General features: G+C 72.6%; 18 protein-coding genes. 6 read left to right on the top strand and 12 right to left on the bottom strand.

Going from position 1 to position 16,675, the window contains the following annotated elements:
* Positions 1 to 80 precede the first annotated feature (80 nt).
* On the top strand, positions 81 to 1,970 hold the full coding sequence (locus tag P3X83_RS33470) for a nitrate- and nitrite sensing domain-containing protein (protein ID WP_277309328.1): 1,890 nt from the start codon (positions 81 to 83) through the stop codon (positions 1,968 to 1,970).
* 7 nt (positions 1,971 to 1,977) lie between these two features.
* Here the strand turns inward: P3X83_RS33470 and P3X83_RS33465 are convergent, their stop codons facing one another.
* Genes P3X83_RS33465 through P3X83_RS33455 form a run of 3 tightly spaced genes read right to left on the bottom strand, consistent with a single transcriptional unit; the run spans position 1,978 to position 4,542 of the window.
* On the bottom strand, positions 1,978 to 2,739 hold the full coding sequence (locus P3X83_RS33465; RefSeq protein WP_277309327.1) for an MBL fold metallo-hydrolase: 762 nt from the start codon (positions 2,737 to 2,739) through the stop codon (positions 1,978 to 1,980).
* Between the two features lie 10 nt (positions 2,740 to 2,749).
* The gene (locus P3X83_RS33460; protein WP_277309326.1) at positions 2,750 to 3,895 is read right to left on the bottom strand and encodes a HAMP domain-containing sensor histidine kinase; all 1,146 of its coding nucleotides are present in this window, start codon (positions 3,893 to 3,895) and stop codon (positions 2,750 to 2,752) included.
* Complete coding sequence (locus P3X83_RS33455) at positions 3,892 to 4,542, bottom strand: response regulator transcription factor (protein WP_277309325.1); 651 nt, start codon at positions 4,540 to 4,542, stop codon at positions 3,892 to 3,894. Before P3X83_RS33455 ends, P3X83_RS33460 begins: the two co-directional genes overlap by 4 nt.
* 88 nt (positions 4,543 to 4,630) lie before the next feature.
* On the opposite strand from P3X83_RS33455, the gene P3X83_RS33450 reads away from it, so the two are divergent.
* From P3X83_RS33450 to P3X83_RS33430, 5 genes are all read left to right on the top strand, one after another.
* Positions 4,631 to 5,092: a hypothetical protein gene (locus tag P3X83_RS33450; protein WP_277309324.1), complete on the top strand. Its 462-nt coding sequence runs from the start codon at positions 4,631 to 4,633 to the stop codon at positions 5,090 to 5,092.
* 6 nt (positions 5,093 to 5,098) lie between these two features.
* A complete protein-coding gene (locus P3X83_RS33445) occupies positions 5,099 to 6,160 on the top strand; it encodes a peptidoglycan-binding protein (RefSeq protein WP_277309323.1) in 1,062 nt (353 codons plus the stop codon).
* A complete protein-coding gene (locus P3X83_RS33440) occupies positions 6,157 to 6,828 on the top strand; it encodes an ABC transporter ATP-binding protein (protein ID WP_277309322.1) in 672 nt (223 codons plus the stop codon). Before P3X83_RS33445 ends, P3X83_RS33440 begins: the two co-directional genes overlap by 4 nt.
* Positions 6,825 to 8,033 carry an ABC transporter permease gene (locus tag P3X83_RS33435; protein ID WP_277309321.1) on the top strand — a complete coding sequence of 403 codons (1,209 nt, stop codon included), beginning with the start codon at positions 6,825 to 6,827 and terminating at the stop codon, positions 8,031 to 8,033. Before P3X83_RS33440 ends, P3X83_RS33435 begins: the two co-directional genes overlap by 4 nt.
* A gap of 199 nt (positions 8,034 to 8,232) precedes the next feature.
* A complete protein-coding gene (locus P3X83_RS33430) occupies positions 8,233 to 9,549 on the top strand; it encodes an alpha/beta hydrolase (protein WP_277309319.1) in 1,317 nt (438 codons plus the stop codon).
* 92 nt (positions 9,550 to 9,641) lie between these two features.
* Here the strand turns inward: P3X83_RS33430 and P3X83_RS33425 are convergent, their stop codons facing one another.
* The 9 genes from P3X83_RS33425 to P3X83_RS33385 all read right to left on the bottom strand — a co-directional run bounded on the left by P3X83_RS33425 (position 9,642) and on the right by P3X83_RS33385 (position 16,556).
* Positions 9,642 to 10,085, bottom strand: a complete 444-nt coding sequence (locus P3X83_RS33425) for a S26 family signal peptidase (RefSeq protein ID WP_277309318.1) — start codon at positions 10,083 to 10,085, stop codon at positions 9,642 to 9,644.
* Entirely contained in the window at positions 10,082 to 11,923 is a 1,842-nt protein-coding gene (locus P3X83_RS33420) for an ABC transporter ATP-binding protein (RefSeq protein WP_277309317.1), read from the bottom strand. Before P3X83_RS33420 ends, P3X83_RS33425 begins: the two co-directional genes overlap by 4 nt.
* A 49-nt stretch (positions 11,924 to 11,972) precedes the next feature.
* Entirely contained in the window at positions 11,973 to 12,533 is a 561-nt protein-coding gene (locus tag P3X83_RS33415; protein ID WP_277309316.1) for a TlpA disulfide reductase family protein, read from the bottom strand.
* A gap of 13 nt (positions 12,534 to 12,546) precedes the next feature.
* Complete coding sequence (locus P3X83_RS33410; protein WP_277309315.1) at positions 12,547 to 13,110, bottom strand: MauE/DoxX family redox-associated membrane protein; 564 nt, start codon at positions 13,108 to 13,110, stop codon at positions 12,547 to 12,549.
* Between the two features lie 100 nt (positions 13,111 to 13,210).
* A complete protein-coding gene (locus P3X83_RS33405; RefSeq protein WP_277309314.1) occupies positions 13,211 to 13,399 on the bottom strand; it encodes a hypothetical protein in 189 nt (62 codons plus the stop codon).
* Between the two features lie 365 nt (positions 13,400 to 13,764).
* Positions 13,765 to 13,905: a hypothetical protein gene (locus P3X83_RS33400; protein WP_277309313.1), complete on the bottom strand. Its 141-nt coding sequence runs from the start codon at positions 13,903 to 13,905 to the stop codon at positions 13,765 to 13,767.
* A 111-nt stretch (positions 13,906 to 14,016) separates the two neighbouring features.
* On the bottom strand, positions 14,017 to 15,006 hold the full coding sequence (locus tag P3X83_RS33395) for a helix-turn-helix domain-containing protein (protein ID WP_277309311.1): 990 nt from the start codon (positions 15,004 to 15,006) through the stop codon (positions 14,017 to 14,019).
* A 173-nt stretch (positions 15,007 to 15,179) separates the two neighbouring features.
* On the bottom strand, positions 15,180 to 15,998 hold the full coding sequence (locus P3X83_RS33390; RefSeq protein WP_277309310.1) for an aminoglycoside adenylyltransferase domain-containing protein: 819 nt from the start codon (positions 15,996 to 15,998) through the stop codon (positions 15,180 to 15,182).
* Positions 15,999 to 16,070: 72 nt separating this feature from the next.
* Positions 16,071 to 16,556, bottom strand: a complete 486-nt coding sequence (locus P3X83_RS33385; RefSeq protein ID WP_277309309.1) for a hypothetical protein — start codon at positions 16,554 to 16,556, stop codon at positions 16,071 to 16,073.
* Between the last annotated feature and the right edge of the window lie 119 nt (positions 16,557 to 16,675).

The raw sequence follows: 16,675 nt of genomic DNA, 5'->3' as shown, positions 1-16,675 counted from the left end.
CGGCGCTTTCGGGACGTGGTCGTATGGACAGGCCAATCCGGACGAGGATCGTCATCCTGCTCCTGGTTCCGCTTGCGTCTTTGGTCGCCCTGTGGGCGTTCGCCGTCGGGCTCACCGGTGGTGACGGCGCGCGCCTCATGGAGATCAGCGCGCTGGCCGACTCCGTGGCGGACCCATCCGAGCAGGTCGTCATAGAACTCCAGCGGGAACGGCTGGCGTCGGTGAAGCTGCTGCGCGCGCCGCACGAGGGCGACGTGGAGCCGTCCGACCGCGAGGGCCGCGCCGAGCTGAACCGGCAGCGCCAGACCACCGACTCCGTCGTGGCCGCCTTCCGCGCCCGCGCCGCCTCGCCGGAGACCGGCTCCGCCGTCCCCGCCGCGATGCGCCCGCACCTGGATCGGCTGCTCCAGGGCCTGAGCCGGCTGCCCGCGCTGCGCGTCAAGGTGGACGGCGGCGGCGCCGACGCCCTGTCGGTGATCCAGGGCTACAGCGGAACGATCACCAACGTCTACCGCATGTACGACTCGATGGTGCTGGTCCCCGACTTCACGATGTACCAGCAGGGCCGCGCCGTCAGCGCGCTCGGCGAGGTCAAGGAGATCCTCGCCAGGGAGCGGGCGCTGATCACCGGCGTCGCGCTGGCCGGGCGGATGACCTCCGCCGAACGGCTCGCTTTCCGCGAGATGGTCGCCACCCGCCGCTTCCTGCACAGTTGGGCGCTCGCCGACCTCGGCGCCGAGCTGAGCGCCCCGCACCAGCGGCTCGCGGCCTCCCCCGTCTACACCCGATTCGCGACGATCGAGGACCGCATCAAGTCGGCCGCGCCCGGCCTCGCCCTGTCCGCGCAGGAGGCCGGTTCGTGGGTGGCCGGCGCCAACGCGCTCTGGACCGCCGTCGAGCGCAACCAGGCGCGAACCGCGCAGCTTCTCGTGGGCAAGGTCGATCCCGCCGCCAACGAGATCATCGTGCAGATCGCCGTGGCGGGCGGCATCGGCCTGCTCGCCGTGGCCGTCTCGGTGCTGATCTCCGCCCGCTTCGGCGGACGGCTGGTCAGGGAGCTGGCCCAACTCCGCGACGCCGCGCGCGAGCTGGCCGACGTGCGGCTGCGCGGCCTGGTCGAGCGCCTGCGCTCCGGCGACCCCGATCCCAAGACCCCAGAGCCGCTCACCACCGGCGGCCACACCGCCGAGATCGACGGCATCGCCCGCGCCTTCACCTCCGTGCAGCGGACCGCCGTGGACGCCGCGGTCGAGCAGGCCACCCTGCGCGGCGCGATCAGCAAGATCTTCGTCAACCTGGCCAGGCGCAACCAGGCGCTGCTGCACCGCCAGCTCGCCCACCTGGACGGCATGCAGCGCAAGACCGAGGACCCCGAGGTGCTCGGCGACCTGTTCCGCCTGGACCACCTGACCACCCGGATGCGCAGGCACGCCGAGAACCTGATCATCCTGTCCGGCGAGGTGCCCGGCCGGGGCTGGAGCCGCCCGATCCCGATCATGGACGTGCTGCGCGCCGCCGTCGCCGAGGTCGAAGGCTACGCCCGCGTGCACATCCTGCCCGCGCCGAACGGCGCGCTGGCGGGCCAGGCGGTCGCCGACACCATCCACCTCATCGCCGAGCTCGTGGAGAACGCCACCCTGTACTCCCCGCCGCAGACCAACGTGCAGGTCCGCAGCGAGCCGGGCGTGGGCGTGCTGCTGGTGCACATCGAGGACCGCGGGCTCGGGCTGCCCCCCTCGCAGCTCGACTCGGTCAACCGGAAGCTGGCCAGCGGCCAGGACTTCGACCTGGCCGACACCGAGCACCTGGGGCTGTTCGTGGTCGCGCGGCTCGCCGTGCGGCACGGCATCGGGGTATCCCTGGCGCCCTCGGCGTACGGGGGGATCACCGCGACCGTGAGCATCCCGGCCGTGCTCGTCGTTCCGCAGACGGCCCCGGCCCTGCACTCCGCCGACACCGGCGTGCAGTAACCGCCGGTCAGGTCAGCGGGGTGAACGGGTCGGGGAAGTGCGCGGTGGCGATCACGCCGCCCTCCACCCTGAGCGCGTCCAGGATCGCCTTGCGCACGGCCGTCGCGGCCGGTTCGTCGTCGTCGTAGACGTACCCCACGCCGGGGTCGGCGAGCTGCACCGGATGGTGCAGCAGGTCGCCGGTCATGGCCAGCTCGCCCACCCGGACGATCTGGTGGCCCGGAGTGTGGCCCGGGGTGGCCACCACGCGCACGCCGGGGACGACCTCGGCGTCGCCGTCCACGACGTGCAGCAGGTCGCGCAGCGGGTCCAGGACCTCGGTGCGGACCGGGCCGCCCTCCTTCTCCACCGCCGCCACCTCGGCCCGCTGCACCAGGTGCCGGGCGTTCGGGAACACCGGCCGCCCGTCCGCCGTCGCGCCGCTCACGTGATCGCTGTGCAGGTGCGTCAGGACCACCACGTCCACGTCCTCGGGGCGGACCCCGGCCGCGGCCAGCTCGTCCGGCAGCCGGCCGGGCACCGGCGCCCACGACGAGGCCGGGGAGCCGGTCCCGCCGATCCCCGCGTCCACCAGGATCGTCCGCCCCTGCGGGTCGCGCAGCAGGTAGCAGTGGAAGTGCAGGACCCACGGGTCCTCGGCGAAGTCGGCGGCGGCGCTGCCCGGGAACATCTCGGTCAGCGGACGGCGCAGCAGCGGCCCCATCGGCCCGACGGCGTCGCACAGCACCGCGATCTCGACCCCCGCCACGGTCCTGCCCTGGTGTCTCATGCGAATCACCCTATGCGGCGCCTTCGGGCGGCAGCGCGACGCGCACGGTCAGGCCCCCCTCCGGGTTGGCGGTGGCCGTTATGGCGGCGCGGTGCGCGCGGGCGATGGCCGCCACGATGGACAGGCCCAACCCCACGCCCTGCCCGGTGCCCACCCGGTCGGCGTGCAGGCGCCGGAACGGCTGGAACAGCTCCGCGACCCGGTCCGGGTCCACCTTCGGCCCGGTGTTGCTCACCGACAGGCCCTCGTCCGTCAGCCGCACCTCCACCCGGCCGCCGGGCAGGTTGTAGCGGACGGCGTTCTGCAGCAGGTTGTCCACGAGCCGGGTGAGCAGCACCTCGTCGCCGTCGACGACCACCGGCGTCAGGTCGAGGTCCAGGCGAACGCCGGAATCCTCGTAGGCCGGGGCGGCACGCCGGACGACTGCGGCCAGGTCCACCGCCTCCCAGTCCTCCAAGGCGCGTTCCCCCTGGGCGAGCGCGAGCAGCCCGTCGATCAGCCGCTCGGACCGCTCGGTGTTGCGCAGCAGCTCGGCGCGCATCTCGGCGACCCGCTCCGGCGACGGGTCGGCCAGGCCGAACTCGATCACCGCCCGCTGCACGGCCAGCGGCGTGCGCAGTTCGTGCGAGGCGTTGGCGACGAACCTCCGCTGGTCGTCGGCCGAGCGGGCGAGCCGCTCCAGCATGGCGTCGAAGGTGTCGGCGAGTTCCTTCAGCTCGTCGCGGGGGCCCTTCATGTTGATCCGCTCGCCGAGGTTGGACAGCGACAGCCGCCGTGCCGTACCGGTGATCTGGTGGACCGGCCGCAGCGCCCGGCCCGACAGCCACCAGCACAGCGCGAACGCCACCACGCCCATGATCACGATCGAGATCAGCGTGATCCGCCACTGCGAGCTGACGACGTCGGACCGGACGGCCCGCACGAGGTCCTCGCCGGTGTCCACCTTGATCTTGCGCTCACCGGGCGGCGCCAGGGCGTCCGGATCCTCCTGGAACCGCATCGGGCCGTCCTGGCGGGCGCCCGTCCAGATGTTGACGCTGCCGTCGAAGGCCCGCTCGACCATGAGGCCCGCGACCACCAGCACCGCCGTGGAGGTGACCAGGAACAGCCCGCCGAACGCCAGCGTCAGCCGGGTACGGACGGTCGCCCGGATCACAGCGCGTACCCGCCGGGCGCGGTCCTGATCAGCGGCGGATCGCCGAGCTTGACCCGCAGCTTGCTCACGGTCACCTTGACCACCGTGCTGAACGGGTCGGCGTGCTCGTCCCACGCGCGTTCCAGCAGCTCCTCGGTGGTGACGACGGCGCCCTTGGCGCGCATCAGGACCGCGAGCACCGCGTACTCCTTGCGGGACAGCGGCAGGTAGACGCCGTCGCGGAACGCCTGCCGGTGCGGCGCGTCGAGCACCACTCCGCACCGTTCGAGCACCGGCGGGAGCCGGGTCGCCGCGCGCCGTCCGAGGGCCAGGATCCGCGCCACCAGCTCCGCCGCCGCGAAGGGCTTCGTGAGGTAGTCGTCCGCGCCCAGGCCCAGCCCCGCGACCCGGTCGCCGACGGTGACCGCCGCCGTCAGCATCAGCACCCGCACCCGCGCCTCCCGCTCGGCCAGCCGGCGGCAGATCTCGTCGCCGTGCACCACAGGCAGGTCGCGGTCCAGGACCAGCACGTCATAGTCGTTGACGGCCAGCCGTTCCAGGGCGGCTCCGCCGTCGTACACCACGTCCACCGCCATCGATTCGCGCCGAAGGCCCTCACCGACGAGGTCCGCGAGGACCCGCTCGTCCTCGGCCACCAGTACCCGCATCCCTCCTGAGTAGCACGGCCCCGGTGAAACCCCGGTTAACGATCGCGGTCACCGGGCGGAAACCGGGTCAGGTCCAGTCTCGGCAGCCATGAAGAACCTGTTGGCCGCGGCGCTGATGGTCGCCGCCCTCGCCGGAAGCGCCGGATGTGCCGCCCAGGCGCCGACCGGCACCAAGCAGCAGGGCCTGGACCCCGACAAGGCGGTCAAGTTCGTCAACTGCATGCGCGAGCAGGGCCTGACCTTCACCTACGAGGAGGGCGAGGGCCTGTTCCTGCAGGGCGAGAAGCCCGAGAAGAGCAAGCTCCAGGCCGCCGAGAAGGCGTGCGCGAAGTTCGATCCGGCGCCGCCGGGACCCTCGGTGGGCACCGAAGAATGGGACAACATGCTCAAACTGGCGCAGTGCCTCCGGCAGCACGGCCTCAAGGTGCCGGAACCGCAGCCCGGCGATTCGAGCGTCTCCATGCCGCAGGGCGACGACCCGGCGATCCGCACCGCGCAGCGGGACTGCGCGCGATACCTGCCGGCGAACACCAAGCGGCACCCGGAGTAGCCGCCGATGCGCCGATCGATCACCACGGCGGCCGTGCTGCTCGCCGCCCTCGGCGGCGGCGCGGTGACCGCCTGGCTGTGGAACGGCCCGGCCGCCACGCCCGCCGTCAACGCCGCCGCACTGCCCACCGCCGCCGTCGTCCGCACCGACCTGGCCGACCGCACGGAGGTGGACGGCACCCTCGGCTACGCCGGTTCCCACACCGTGACCGCCGACGCCCGGGGCCGCATCACCCGGCTGCCGAAGGAGGGCGCGGTCATCAGGCGCGGCCGGGCCGTCTTCGACGTGGACGGCGAGCACGTCCCCCTGTTCTACGGGTCCGCGCCGCTGTGGCGGTCGCTGTCCCTCGGCGTCGCCAAGGGGGCCGACGTCGAGATCCTCAAACGCAACCTGAAGGCGCTCGGCCACGGGGACGGCATGACGATCGACCGCTCCTTCGACTGGCGGCTGCGCGACGCCGTCCTCTCCTGGCAGCGGGACCTGGGCGTGCCACGGACCGGCCTGGTCGCCCCCGGCGACGTCGTGGTGCTGCCCGGGGCGATCCGCGTCGCCAAGCTCAGGACGAGCCCCGGCGCGCCCGCGGCGGGCGTGGTGCTCACCGCCACCGGGACCGCCCGGCAGGTCGAGGTGAAGGTGCCGGTCAGCGCGCAGCACCTGGTCGAGCGGAAGGACCGGGTGACCGTCCGCCTGCCGGGCGAGGTGAAGACCACCGGCCGGGTCGTGTCGGTCGGCTCGGTCGCCACCGCGACCTCCACGTCGCAGACCGGCGAGGGCACCGAGAGCGCCACCGTCACCGTGCGGATCGTGCTGGACAGGCCGCGCGCCGCCGGACGCCTGGACGGCGCGCCGGTGACGGTCGGCTTCGCCGCCAAGGTGCGCAGGAACGTGCTCGCCGTACCGGTCGGCGCGCTGCTGGCCACGCCCGGCGGCGGCTACCGGGTGAAGGTCGTGGACGCGGGGGGCGGGGTGCGGGACGTCCCGGTCGAACTCGGCATCTTCGCCGAGGGGAAGGTCGAGGTCGAGGGCGACCTGACCGAGGGGGCGAACGTGCAGGTGCCCAAGCCATGAGCCCGGTGGTGGAGGTGGCGAACGTCACCAAGGAGTACCCGGGGGGCGTGGCCGCGCTGCGTGACGTGTCGCTGACGGTCGCGGCGGGCGAGTCGCTGGCCATCGTCGGGCCGTCCGGCTCCGGCAAGTCCACCCTGCTCAACCTGATGGGCACCCTGGATAGGCCGACCAGCGGGGTGGTCCGCGTGCACGGCCACGACGTGGCCGCGCTCCCGGACGTGCGGCTGGCCGCCGTCCGCGCCCGCTGGGTGCGGTTCATCTTCCAGCAGTTCTTCCTCACCCGGCACCTGAGCGCGCTCGACAACGTCGCCACCGGCCTGCTCTACCACGGCGTGCCGCACCGCGAACGCCGCCGCCGCGCGGCCGAGGCGCTGGAGCGCGTCGGCCTGGGCCACCGGCTGGGCCACCGCCCCGGCGAGCTGTCCGGGGGCGAGCAGCAGCGCGTCGCCATCGCCCGCGCGATCGTCGGCGAACCCGCCCTGCTGCTGGCCGACGAGCCCACCGGCAACCTGGACCAGACCTCCGGTGCGGAGATCATGCGCGTCCTCACCGGCCTGGGCACCGCCGTGGTCATCATCACCCACGACGCCTCCGTGGCCGCGGCCCTCCCCCGCCGCCTGGAGATCCTCGACGGCCGGGTCCGGATGGACACGGGGGTGCCCGCATGATCCCGCTGCCCGCCCCCGTGCGGCTGCGTCCCGCCGATCTGGTGCTCGCGGGCCTGGCCGGGCTGCGCGGCAGGCCGTTGCGGGCCGCGCTGTCCGCGCTCGGCATCGCCATCGGGATCGCCGCCATGGTGGCCGTGCTCGGCATCGGCACCGTCAGCGCGGCCGGGCTGATGGCGCAGATCGAACGGCTCGGCACCAACCTGCTGACGGTCACCCCTGGCAAGTCGCTCGAAGGCGAGGCCGCCAAGCTGCCGCTGACCGCCGTGGGCATGGTCCGTCGCGTCCCGGGCGTCGAGTCGGTCACCGCCACCGGCCGGTTGCCCGGCGCGACCGTGCGCCGCACCGACCGGGCCGACCCTTCGGGCATGGCGGAGGCGAACGGCGTCATCGTCGAGGCGGCCCGCGCCGACCTGCTGGAGACGCTCGGCGCCACGGTCAGGTCCGGGGCCTTCCTCAACCCGGCCACCGAGCGCTACCCGGCGGTGGTGCTCGGCTCGGTGGCCGCCGAACGGCTCGGCGTCGCCCGGGCAGGACCCGACGAGCAGGTCTTCATCGCGGGCCGCTGGTTCACCGTGGTCGGCATCTTGGAGGAGACCGGCCTGGCCCCGAGGATCGACCGGGCCGCGCTGATCGGCTGGACCTACGCCGCCGCGCTCGGCTTCGACGGCCACCCCAGCATGATCTACGAGCGGTCCAGCGAGGAGGCGGTCACCGCCGTGTCAGAGGTCCTGGCGGCCACCGTCCATCCCGAGCATCCGACCGAGGTCGATGTGAGCAGGCCGTCCGACGCGCTGATGGTCCAGCTCACGGCGGCGTCCGCGTTCGACTCGCTGCTGCTGGGGCTGGGGGCCGTGGCGTTGCTGGTGGGGGCCGTCGGCATCGCCAACATCATGATCATCTCAGTGCTGGAGCGCCGCCAGGAGATCGGGCTGCGCCGTTCCCTCGGCGCCACCCGGCGGCAGATCCGCCTGCAGTTCCTCACCGAGTCGGTGGCCGTCTCCGCGCTGGGCGGGGCGGCGGGCGTGATCGTCGGGCTCGCCGTGACGCTGGGCTTCGCCGTGCTGCGGGGGTGGCCGCCGGTGCTGCCGGGGACGGCCATCGCGGGGGGCGTGCTGCTCGCCGTCCTGATCGGGGCCCTGGCCGGGCTCTACCCGGCGCGCCGCGCCGCCCGCCTCTCCCCCACCGAGGCCCTCACCACCACCTGACCTACCGGGCTTTCCGGCCGGCCGTCATGGCACCGGCCGTCCACAACCTCAAGAAAGGGACATCCTGATGAGTCAACAACGCCCTGATCACCAGCCTCGGCACGAGAGCCCGACCGGGCATGGACCGACCATGCCCACCGAGCCCGCCAGAACGGCGCCCCGCAGCCGACGGCGAACCACCCCGGGCGGGACTGATGGGATGGCGGCCTCTGGACAGGGGCGAACCGCCCCCGCCGGGTGTTACGAGACCGCCGCGGGCGCACGTGGCCGGGCCGCGGCCCCGCGGCGTGGCCGGGCGGTGGGCGCCGGGGTGCTGGCCTTCGCGGCCGTCGGGTGCCTGCTGGCGCCGCCGTCCGCCGCCGCTTCGGCTGCGGGACCGCCCTCGCCCGTCCCCTCCCCGGCAGTATCCCCGCCGCCCTCCCCCACGCCGACGGCCACGCCCCGGACCCCGGTGCTGCCCGCACCGACCGGCCCCTATCAGGTAGGGGCCACCGACCTCTACCTGAAGGACACCTCGCGGCCCGACCCCTGGGTGCCCGAGGTCAAGGCGCGGGAGCTGATGGCCACCGTCTGGTACCCGGCGAGCCGGAAAGCGCGCGGCCCGAAGCTCCCGTACCTGACGCCGAAGGAGTCCGAGCTGCACCTGAAGGGCGCGCGGATCAGCGGCGTGCCGTACGACATCCTGAGCGGCACCCGGACGCACGCGATCAAGGACGCCGCCCCCGTCGCCGGGCACGAGGGCCGGCTGCCGCTCGTGGTGCTGTCCCCCGGCTTCACCAAGCCCCGCCGGACGCTCACCGGCCTGGCCGAGGAACTGGCCAGCCGTGGTCACATCGTGGTCGGCGTCGACCACACCTACGAGAGCTACGCCACGACCTTCCCCGACGGCCGGGTCGCCACGTGCGTGGCCTGCGAGACCGACGAGCAGCCGGACCACGGCCCGAAGACCGTCGCCATCCGGGCGGCCGACGTCTCCTTCGTACTCGACGAACTCACCGGGAAGCAGCCCAGGTGGCCGGGCGCCGCGCTGATCGACCGGTCGCGGATCGCCATGGTGGGCCAGTCGCTGGGCGGCGCGAGCGCGGTCGCGGCCATGCTCGGCGACTCCCGGGTACGCGCCGGGATCGACATGGACGGCACGACCTACGCCCCGATCCCGCCGGGCGCCCTGTCCCGGCCGTTCATGCTGCTGGGCAACCAGGAACGGCACAGCCCCGGCTCCCGCGACGTGTCCTGGGACCGCGACTGGCGGCTCATGACCGGCTGGAAGCGCTGGCTCGTGATGTCCGGCGCGGTCCACCAGTCCTTCACCGACGTCCCGATCCTGCTTGAGGCCCTGGGCCTCGACTCCGGTGCCGAGGTGACCGGGACCCGCTCCCTCGAACTCACCCGCAGATATGTCCGCGCCTTCCTCGACCGGCACCTGCGCGGCAAGCGGTCACCCCTGCTGGACGAGCCGTCGTCCCGCTACCCCGAGATGAAGATCTGCGCCCCCGAGACGGGAAGCTGCCGCTGACCCACCGCCTGAACCGCCCCCGGCAGCTGGGAACGCGCCGGGGGCGCGCCGCGCGACCGTCCCCTCCCGCGCGCGTGGGAGAGCCCCCGGGGCTACGGGGCGGAGGTGAGCGGGCGCAGGACGAGGGCGATCCGGCTGTCCGCCGGGATGTACCCGAAATAACGGGAGTCGTAGGACTCTGCTGAGTTGTCCCCCAGTACGGCCAGGCGGCCCTCCGGCACCTCGGTCTCCGGCACGTCCGCGAGCGCGGGCACCTGATCCCGGGGCACGGGATCTCCCGGTGCCGCGACGACCCGCTTCACCGTCCAGCCCGGACGTGGGCCACGCCGCGTCGGCTTCGGCGGCGAGAAGACGACGACCTGCCCGCGGCGCAGCCGGTCAGGCGTCGTTCTGCGGGCCAGCAACCGATCGTGGGACCGGTACGTCGGCTCCATGCTGCTCCCCGACACGGTGACCACGAGGTAGCGGCTCCGCAGGAACGACAGGACCGCCGCGCCGGCCGCCACCACGCCCCCGATCAGGATCAGCACGATCATCCCGCCTCCCGTTCCGGCACCGCCGCGTAGCCCGCCGCTTGCAGCGTGAACAGCCGCGCGTACGTGCCCCCAGCGTCGAGCAGTTCCTCGTGGGTGCCCTGCTCGGACACCTGCCCCTGGTCGAGCACCACGATCGTGTCGGCGTCGCGCACCGCGCCGAGGCGGTGCGAGATCAGCAGGCTGGTCCGGCCCTCCCGGGTGCGGCGGAGCCGGGTGTGGATATCGTGCTCGGCCTCCGGGTCGAGACCGGCGCTCGGCTCGTCGAGGATCATCAGGTCTCTTCCCTCCCGCAGGGAGGCCCGCGCGAGGGCCACTCGCTGCCACTGCCCGCCGGAGAGCAGCACCCCTGTCTCCTGGTCGTCGCCGTCGCTGCCGCCGAAGAAGGTACGGCTGAGCAGCGTGTCGTAGCCGCGCGGCAGCCGGGTCAGGTCCTCGTGCACGCCGGCGGTCATCGCACCGGCGGCGATCCGGGACGCGTCGCCGAGGAACCGCAGGTCGCCGACCGCGATGTTCTCGGCGGCGGTCAGGTCGTAGGCCATGAAGTCCTGGAACACCGCGCCGATCCGCTCGCGCAGCCGTTCCGGCGAGACATCGCGGATGTCCACGCCGTCCCACAGGATGGCGCCGCGCGTGGGGTCGTACATCCGGCAGATCAGCTTGACCAGGGTGCTCTTGCCCGCGCCGTTCCGGCCGACCAGGGCGAGGGAGCGCCCGCAGGGAATGAACAGCCGCACGCCGCGCAGGGTCCAGGGATGCTCGTCGCTGTAGCGGAACCAGACGTCGCGCAGTTCGATGCCGTGCCGGAGGGCGGGCAGCGGGGCCGGTTCCGGCGGCACCGGCAGATCGGGCTCGGCCCGCAGTACCGCGCTGTAGTGCGAGAACGTGACGAGCTGCAGGTGCGCGACCGTCAGGGAGGTCACCACCCCATCGAGCCCGGTGCGCACGCTCGCCACCGCCGCCACGAACATCGCCACGTCGCCCACGCTGACCTGGCCCGCGCTCGCGGTGAGGACGATCCAGACCAGGCCGCCGCCCGAGACCACGGCCGACAGCAGCGCCAACAGGGACTGCACGATGAGGTCGCGCCGGTCGCGGGCGCGCCGTACGGCGTTGGCCCCGGCCAGTTCGGTGTTCATGCGCTCGCGCAGGAACCCGCCGAGCGCGAACAGCCTGACCTCTTTGGCCGCCTCTCCCGAGGCCAGCAGCTCGCCGAAGAAGATCCGCCGCCGCTCCGAGGGGCTGAGCCGCCACATCATCCCCGCCCGGTGGCGGGCCAGGCGCAGTTCGGCGAGCACCTCGGGGATCACGCAGATCAGCAGGACGCCGGTGAACACCGGGCTGATCAGGGCGAGCGAGTGCACGAACGCGCCCAGGGTCAGCACGGCCCTGGTGAGCCCGGCCACCGCTTCGACGATCTGGCCGGTGGACTCCGTGGCGGTCCTGGCGAAACGCAACCGGTCGAGGTACGACGGGTCCTCGAACCTGCGCAGGCCCTGGAAGCGGTTGATGGCCGCGAACAGGTGGTCCTGGGCGTGCAGCGCGACCCGGCGATCCAGCTCGGCCAGCAGGTATCTGGACAGTTGCGGCACCACTGCCGAGACCAGGCCGACGACGGCGAGCCCCGCCGCGAGCCCGATCACCGCCATGGCCGGGCCGGGCGCGGTGAGGCGGTCCAGGGTCAGCTTGGTGAACCACGCGACGAACACGGGCACGGCCGAGGCCGCCAGCGTGACGAGGAGGTGGACGGCGAGCTGCCGGGGCGCGGCGCGGGCCGCGAGGGCGAGCGCCCGTGCGGTCTCTCGCGCCGCGTCCCGGCCGAGCCTGGGCGCGAACGTCACGCCCGGCCCCCGCCTGCCCGTCCCGTACCCGGCACGCCTTCGAGGTGTGTCATGACCGGGCCGCCGCGAGCGGTAGATCGTCCAGGGCGATCTCCGCGGCGCGGATCACGCCGCCAGCGTCGATCAGGCAGAACGCGGGAAAGATCGAGACGTTCAGGGCGCGGCCGAGCGAGCCCTGGGTGATTTCGAGCACGACCGGCCCGACCGCCTCCAGCTCGGCCAGCATGGCATCGGTCGTCTCGTGGCCCTCCTCGGCCTGGAGCAGGACCAGGACACCGGAACCGTGCGTGTTCTTGGCGTACTCGACGAAGGAGGGCAGCCGCTCGCGGCACGTCTCGCAGTGGTTGGTGAACACCGCGACCACGGTGGGGCCGGTGAAGAAGTCGCGCGTGATGGTCTGCCCGGCCGTCGTGACGGCCTCGAACTCGGACACCGTCGAACCCGGCCGAGGCAGCGCGGCGCGGACCGTGTCCGCGCCGACGCCGCCGTTGAGCAGGAATTCCAGGTGACCGGTGTGCTCGCGCAGGCGTCGGATCACCCCGAACGTCAGCACCAGGTCGAAGAGGCACAACACGGCGAGGAGAACCATCGCCGCAACGAGAACAGTCACTGACTTCTCCTTCTCAGCGCCGCCGATCCACAGTGGCCGGGGATGGGGCGAACAACTCGATCAGGGCGTCGAATTGGGTCACGAGCAGGGCCACCATGGCCGCGAATCCGGCGGCCAGCGCGAGCCCCGCCCATGAGGCACCGGCCCACACGCTGTAGGCCCAGCCCGGCGGCGACGCGGCGGCACCGGTCGCGGCCACCGCGAGCAGCAGCACGTTGCGGGCGATGTGCCGGGGACCGAGCGGGGTGGCCGACGCACCGAAGCAACGGCACGGCGCCCGTTCTCCGCGCCGCAGGGCGGCGGCGACCGCGACCGTGAACACCAGGGCGAGCGCCGCGGCGAGCACGAGCCCGGCGCGGGGCAGCGCCGCGGTCAGTACCGCCGTGGCCGCCTCGGCGGCGATCACGAGCGGCGCGATCACGCCTGCGCGCCGGGCACCGATCCTTCCCGGCAGCAGCCGCCCCGTCGCCCGGACGAACTCCCGATACGCGGTACGGCCGCGCGTCTTGCCGATCACCCCGGCGGCGTACACCGCCCCGGCCGCCACCTGGCCCGCGACGCTCACATAGGTCAGCATGGGCCGCCTTCCCGTAAGGGCATAGGTGGTCTCGCGGGCCCCGGAGGGCGGCGCGGGAGCCGCCCACGTGCCGCCCTCCGGGTCCTTGTCGCGGGCTTGATCACAAACGGCAGCCGCAGGAAGTCCCCTTGAAACAGTCCCTGCAGATCCAGCCGAACACGATCTTTCCGTCCTTCCACATCCGGCATTCGAAGCAGTTGCATCCGCAGGCGTCAGCGGCGGCGGCGGTCACTCCCGGCACGAACCGGGTGAGGAGCCGGTCGCTCAACCGATTGATCATCTTGGTCATGACTACTCCTTCTCAGGGCGGATCGCGCCCGTTCGGGTGGGGGGGTGGAACCTTGTTGGAGCGGGCGGGCCGGACGAGATCCTTGAGGTGCGGATCCGTCCGGCCCTGCCCGCCCGGCGGTCGTGGGACCGGGTGCGCCCACGGCTGGTGAGGCGGTTGGCGTCGGCGGGGGCCGGACCGCGCCGTGGTCTCGGCGAGGGTGGGTGGCGGGGGTCAACGCCCGCCGAGATCAGGGACCCGCCCCGCTGGGACGGGGGTCCGGCGGTCACGGGGAGCCTGGCACGGCCGTGCCGGTCCGAGCAGCCTTCGACGCTCGGATGGGCCTGGAGGTATAGACCCGTCCGACGGTCGTTCACCGGAAACGGTCACGGCCATTCCGCGGCCACATCACGCTGCGGGCTCGTCCGGCCGGTGCCGGATGCGGCGATCTCTTGCTCAGATCGGACGGCGGGGACCGCGACACTCACTTCCGGAACGATTGATTCGCTCACCTTGCTGAGGGTCACGATCACGGCTCCTCGCTTTGTAGATCCCCGTCCGACGCCGGGTCGTGTGCGCACCCGGTTGGGGACCAGACTTCCTCCGCGAGCGGCCGGGCGTCATCGCCAATATGCGCCTCACTCTTGAATATCCGCGCAATCCGGTCCGATCGCGACCACCTTTCTGTACTCGCCGGGAGTGACCCCGAACGCCGACTTGAACAGCCGGCTGAAGTGCGGCCCGTCGACGATGCCCCAGCGTGCGGCGATGGCGTGAATGGGGCGGTCGGCCAGCAGGGGATCGGCCAGGTCCCGGCGGCAGCGCTCCAGGCGCTTGCGCCGGATCCAGGCCGACACGCCGACCCCTTCAGCCTGGAAGCTCTTCTGCAGCTGCCGCAGCGAGATGCCGTGCGCGACGGCGACGGTCGCGGGCGAGAGCCCCGGATCGCTCAGCCGCTGAAGCATGAACCGCTTCATCTGCTTGAGCTGGACCCGCTTGCGTGCCTCGGGAGACAGCGGGGCCGGGACGGCGGCGCGCTGCGAGCACGCCACCAGGATGAGGGCCATCACGGCGTCGGCGAGAGCCGCCTCGTCAGCGTCGGCGCACTCCTCCCCGCGGGCGATCAGGGTGGCAAGGTGCTCGGCGAGCAGGGCCGCGCCCCCCTTGGCCGAGGAGAAGGGCCGGCCGACGAGCCGGTCGATGGCCTCACCGGAGAAGGGCAGCCACCGGCGCGGTATCTGCACCAGCAGGGCCGACGCATGGGAGCCGACGGCCGAACGCCAGCCCTGGAGCGGGTAGGAGCTGTCGCACAGCACGAAGTCGCCGCCGGAGAGCGTGACCCGCCGGTCGCGGTGCTCGATCCCGCCGCGCCCCTGGGTGAGGAGGTTGAGCTGGAACACCTCCGGATCGTCCTGCCGGATCAGCTTGGGCGTGCGTTCGACTTGGAGTGAGGGATAGGTGAGCGCCGTCACCACCAGCCCGCCGAAGGTCAGCGAGCGCACGGACGCGACGAAGTCGCGCTCATGCTCGCTGCGGATCCAGCAGCGGACATGGGCTCGTGACGACATCTCCCACCAGAAGGGAAACCTGTTCTCCGGTTCGAGCATCGTCGTGTTGTAGCCGGTCATGTACATTTCGCACCCCGTCGTAGACCGCATTCGTCGCTGAATCGCACCCCTGTGGGAAACGTGACGAATGGGATGGTAGACGGCTGATGCCCCGCTTAGCCGCTGAATTTCCGAATGTGTGATCTAATGAATGGAAACGGCTAGATATCCGAAAAAGCGCACCTCGATCGGCATTACGGCCGGTCGGCGTCCGCCACCACGGTGAGCACGAACTCGCCGGCGAGCGCGGGCACGCGGGACGGCGACAGCGAGCCCGGCGGCGGCTCGCCGTCAAGGTGGGCGAGCCCCGCCCGGATCAGCGGATGCCACCGCGCCGGGAACGTGTCGAGCGCGTACGGCCCCGCCTGCTGTTTGGAGATCACCTCTCCGGTGGCCACCGTGCGGTGCAGCCGAACCGGGGCGAGCAGGCTCGCGAGCGCCACCCGGTGCGGCGGGACCAACGGCTTGCGCGGCGGCCTTGCCGACATCGCCCGCTCCCCCCATCGCCGCCAGTGGCCGTTCAGGTTCTCCAGGTTCCAGGCGCGCAACCGGCCCGGCTCCGGATCGAGCCCGAGATCCGCCGGGACGGGCCCCCTGACCGCGATCCCGCGCTCGGCCAGGATCTTCCACATCACCGGGTTGACGTCGAAGCCATGCCCGCGCCGGTAGCGCCACCCACTGTGCGAGGCCAGCGGCCGGATCCGCGTCACCGGCAGCCCGAGGTCGTGCGCCGCCACGAACACCCCGTTCATCGTCTCCGGGATCGACGGCCGCCGGTGGCGCACGGCCCGCGCGACGGTCGTGAGGTTGCCGAGGACGTGCGTCGCGCGCACCCGCTCGCCGACCCGCCCGTCCACGACGGCGACGAAGTCGATGTCACTCCGCCCCGGCCGCCACGCCCCCAGCGCGGCCGAGCCCACGACGTAGAAGCCGGTGATCCGGCCCGGCAGCACCCGGTCGGCGACGGCCAGATAGCGGGTGACGATCGGCTCTGCGGCGGGATGCAGCGGCATCGGTGGAGTATGCCACGGCCGCACGCCCGGCGATCGAGGCTTTCGGCTGGTTCTGACTGGGTTTGCGGGTCGCTAGCCGCAGTGCTTCCACTTGCCTTCCGGCGTGCCGCCGCGGACGAGGGGCTTGGTGCCGATCCTGACCGCCCCGGAGAACCGCACGCACAGCTTGTCGGCGAACTCCACGAACACCGGCCCCGCGAACCACTTGTACTTCTCGCTGCCGCTGGCCACGCCGGTGTCGGCGGCGTCGTACTTCTTGTTCTTGTTCCGGTCGATGAAGAGATCGGCGTAAAGGTACTTGGTCTTGCCGATGTATTCGGTCGCCACCCGCGAGATGATGCACTTCCGATGGGCCGTGGGGCTCTGGTAGAGGCTGACCGTGCCGAAGGACTTGCCGCCCTTGGCCCCCTCCGTCAACTGGTAGGTGGCCACCTTGCGGTAGGAGCCCCCGCAGGAGCCCTGGGGAAGGGCCTGCGCGGGAGCCGAGGACGAGACGAGGGTGAGGGCGGCCACGGCGGTCAGGGTCATCCCGCTCGCGGCCCAACGCATGGTCTTCATGTGCTCTTCGCCGCCTGACTGCTCGGGGAATTCACGTTAATCATCCGTATTATGCAGTTCTGCGACACCGAAGAGCAGGGCCATATGGCCCTCGGCATACGGATATAGACCTTCGGGGT

The sequence above is a fragment of the Spongiactinospora sp. TRM90649 genome (assembly GCF_029382225.1).
GTDB lineage: Bacteria > Actinomycetota > Actinomycetes > Streptosporangiales > Streptosporangiaceae > Spongiactinospora.
The sequence above is the reverse complement of the archived record's forward strand: the minus strand, read 5'-3'. Positions and strand labels throughout refer to the sequence as shown.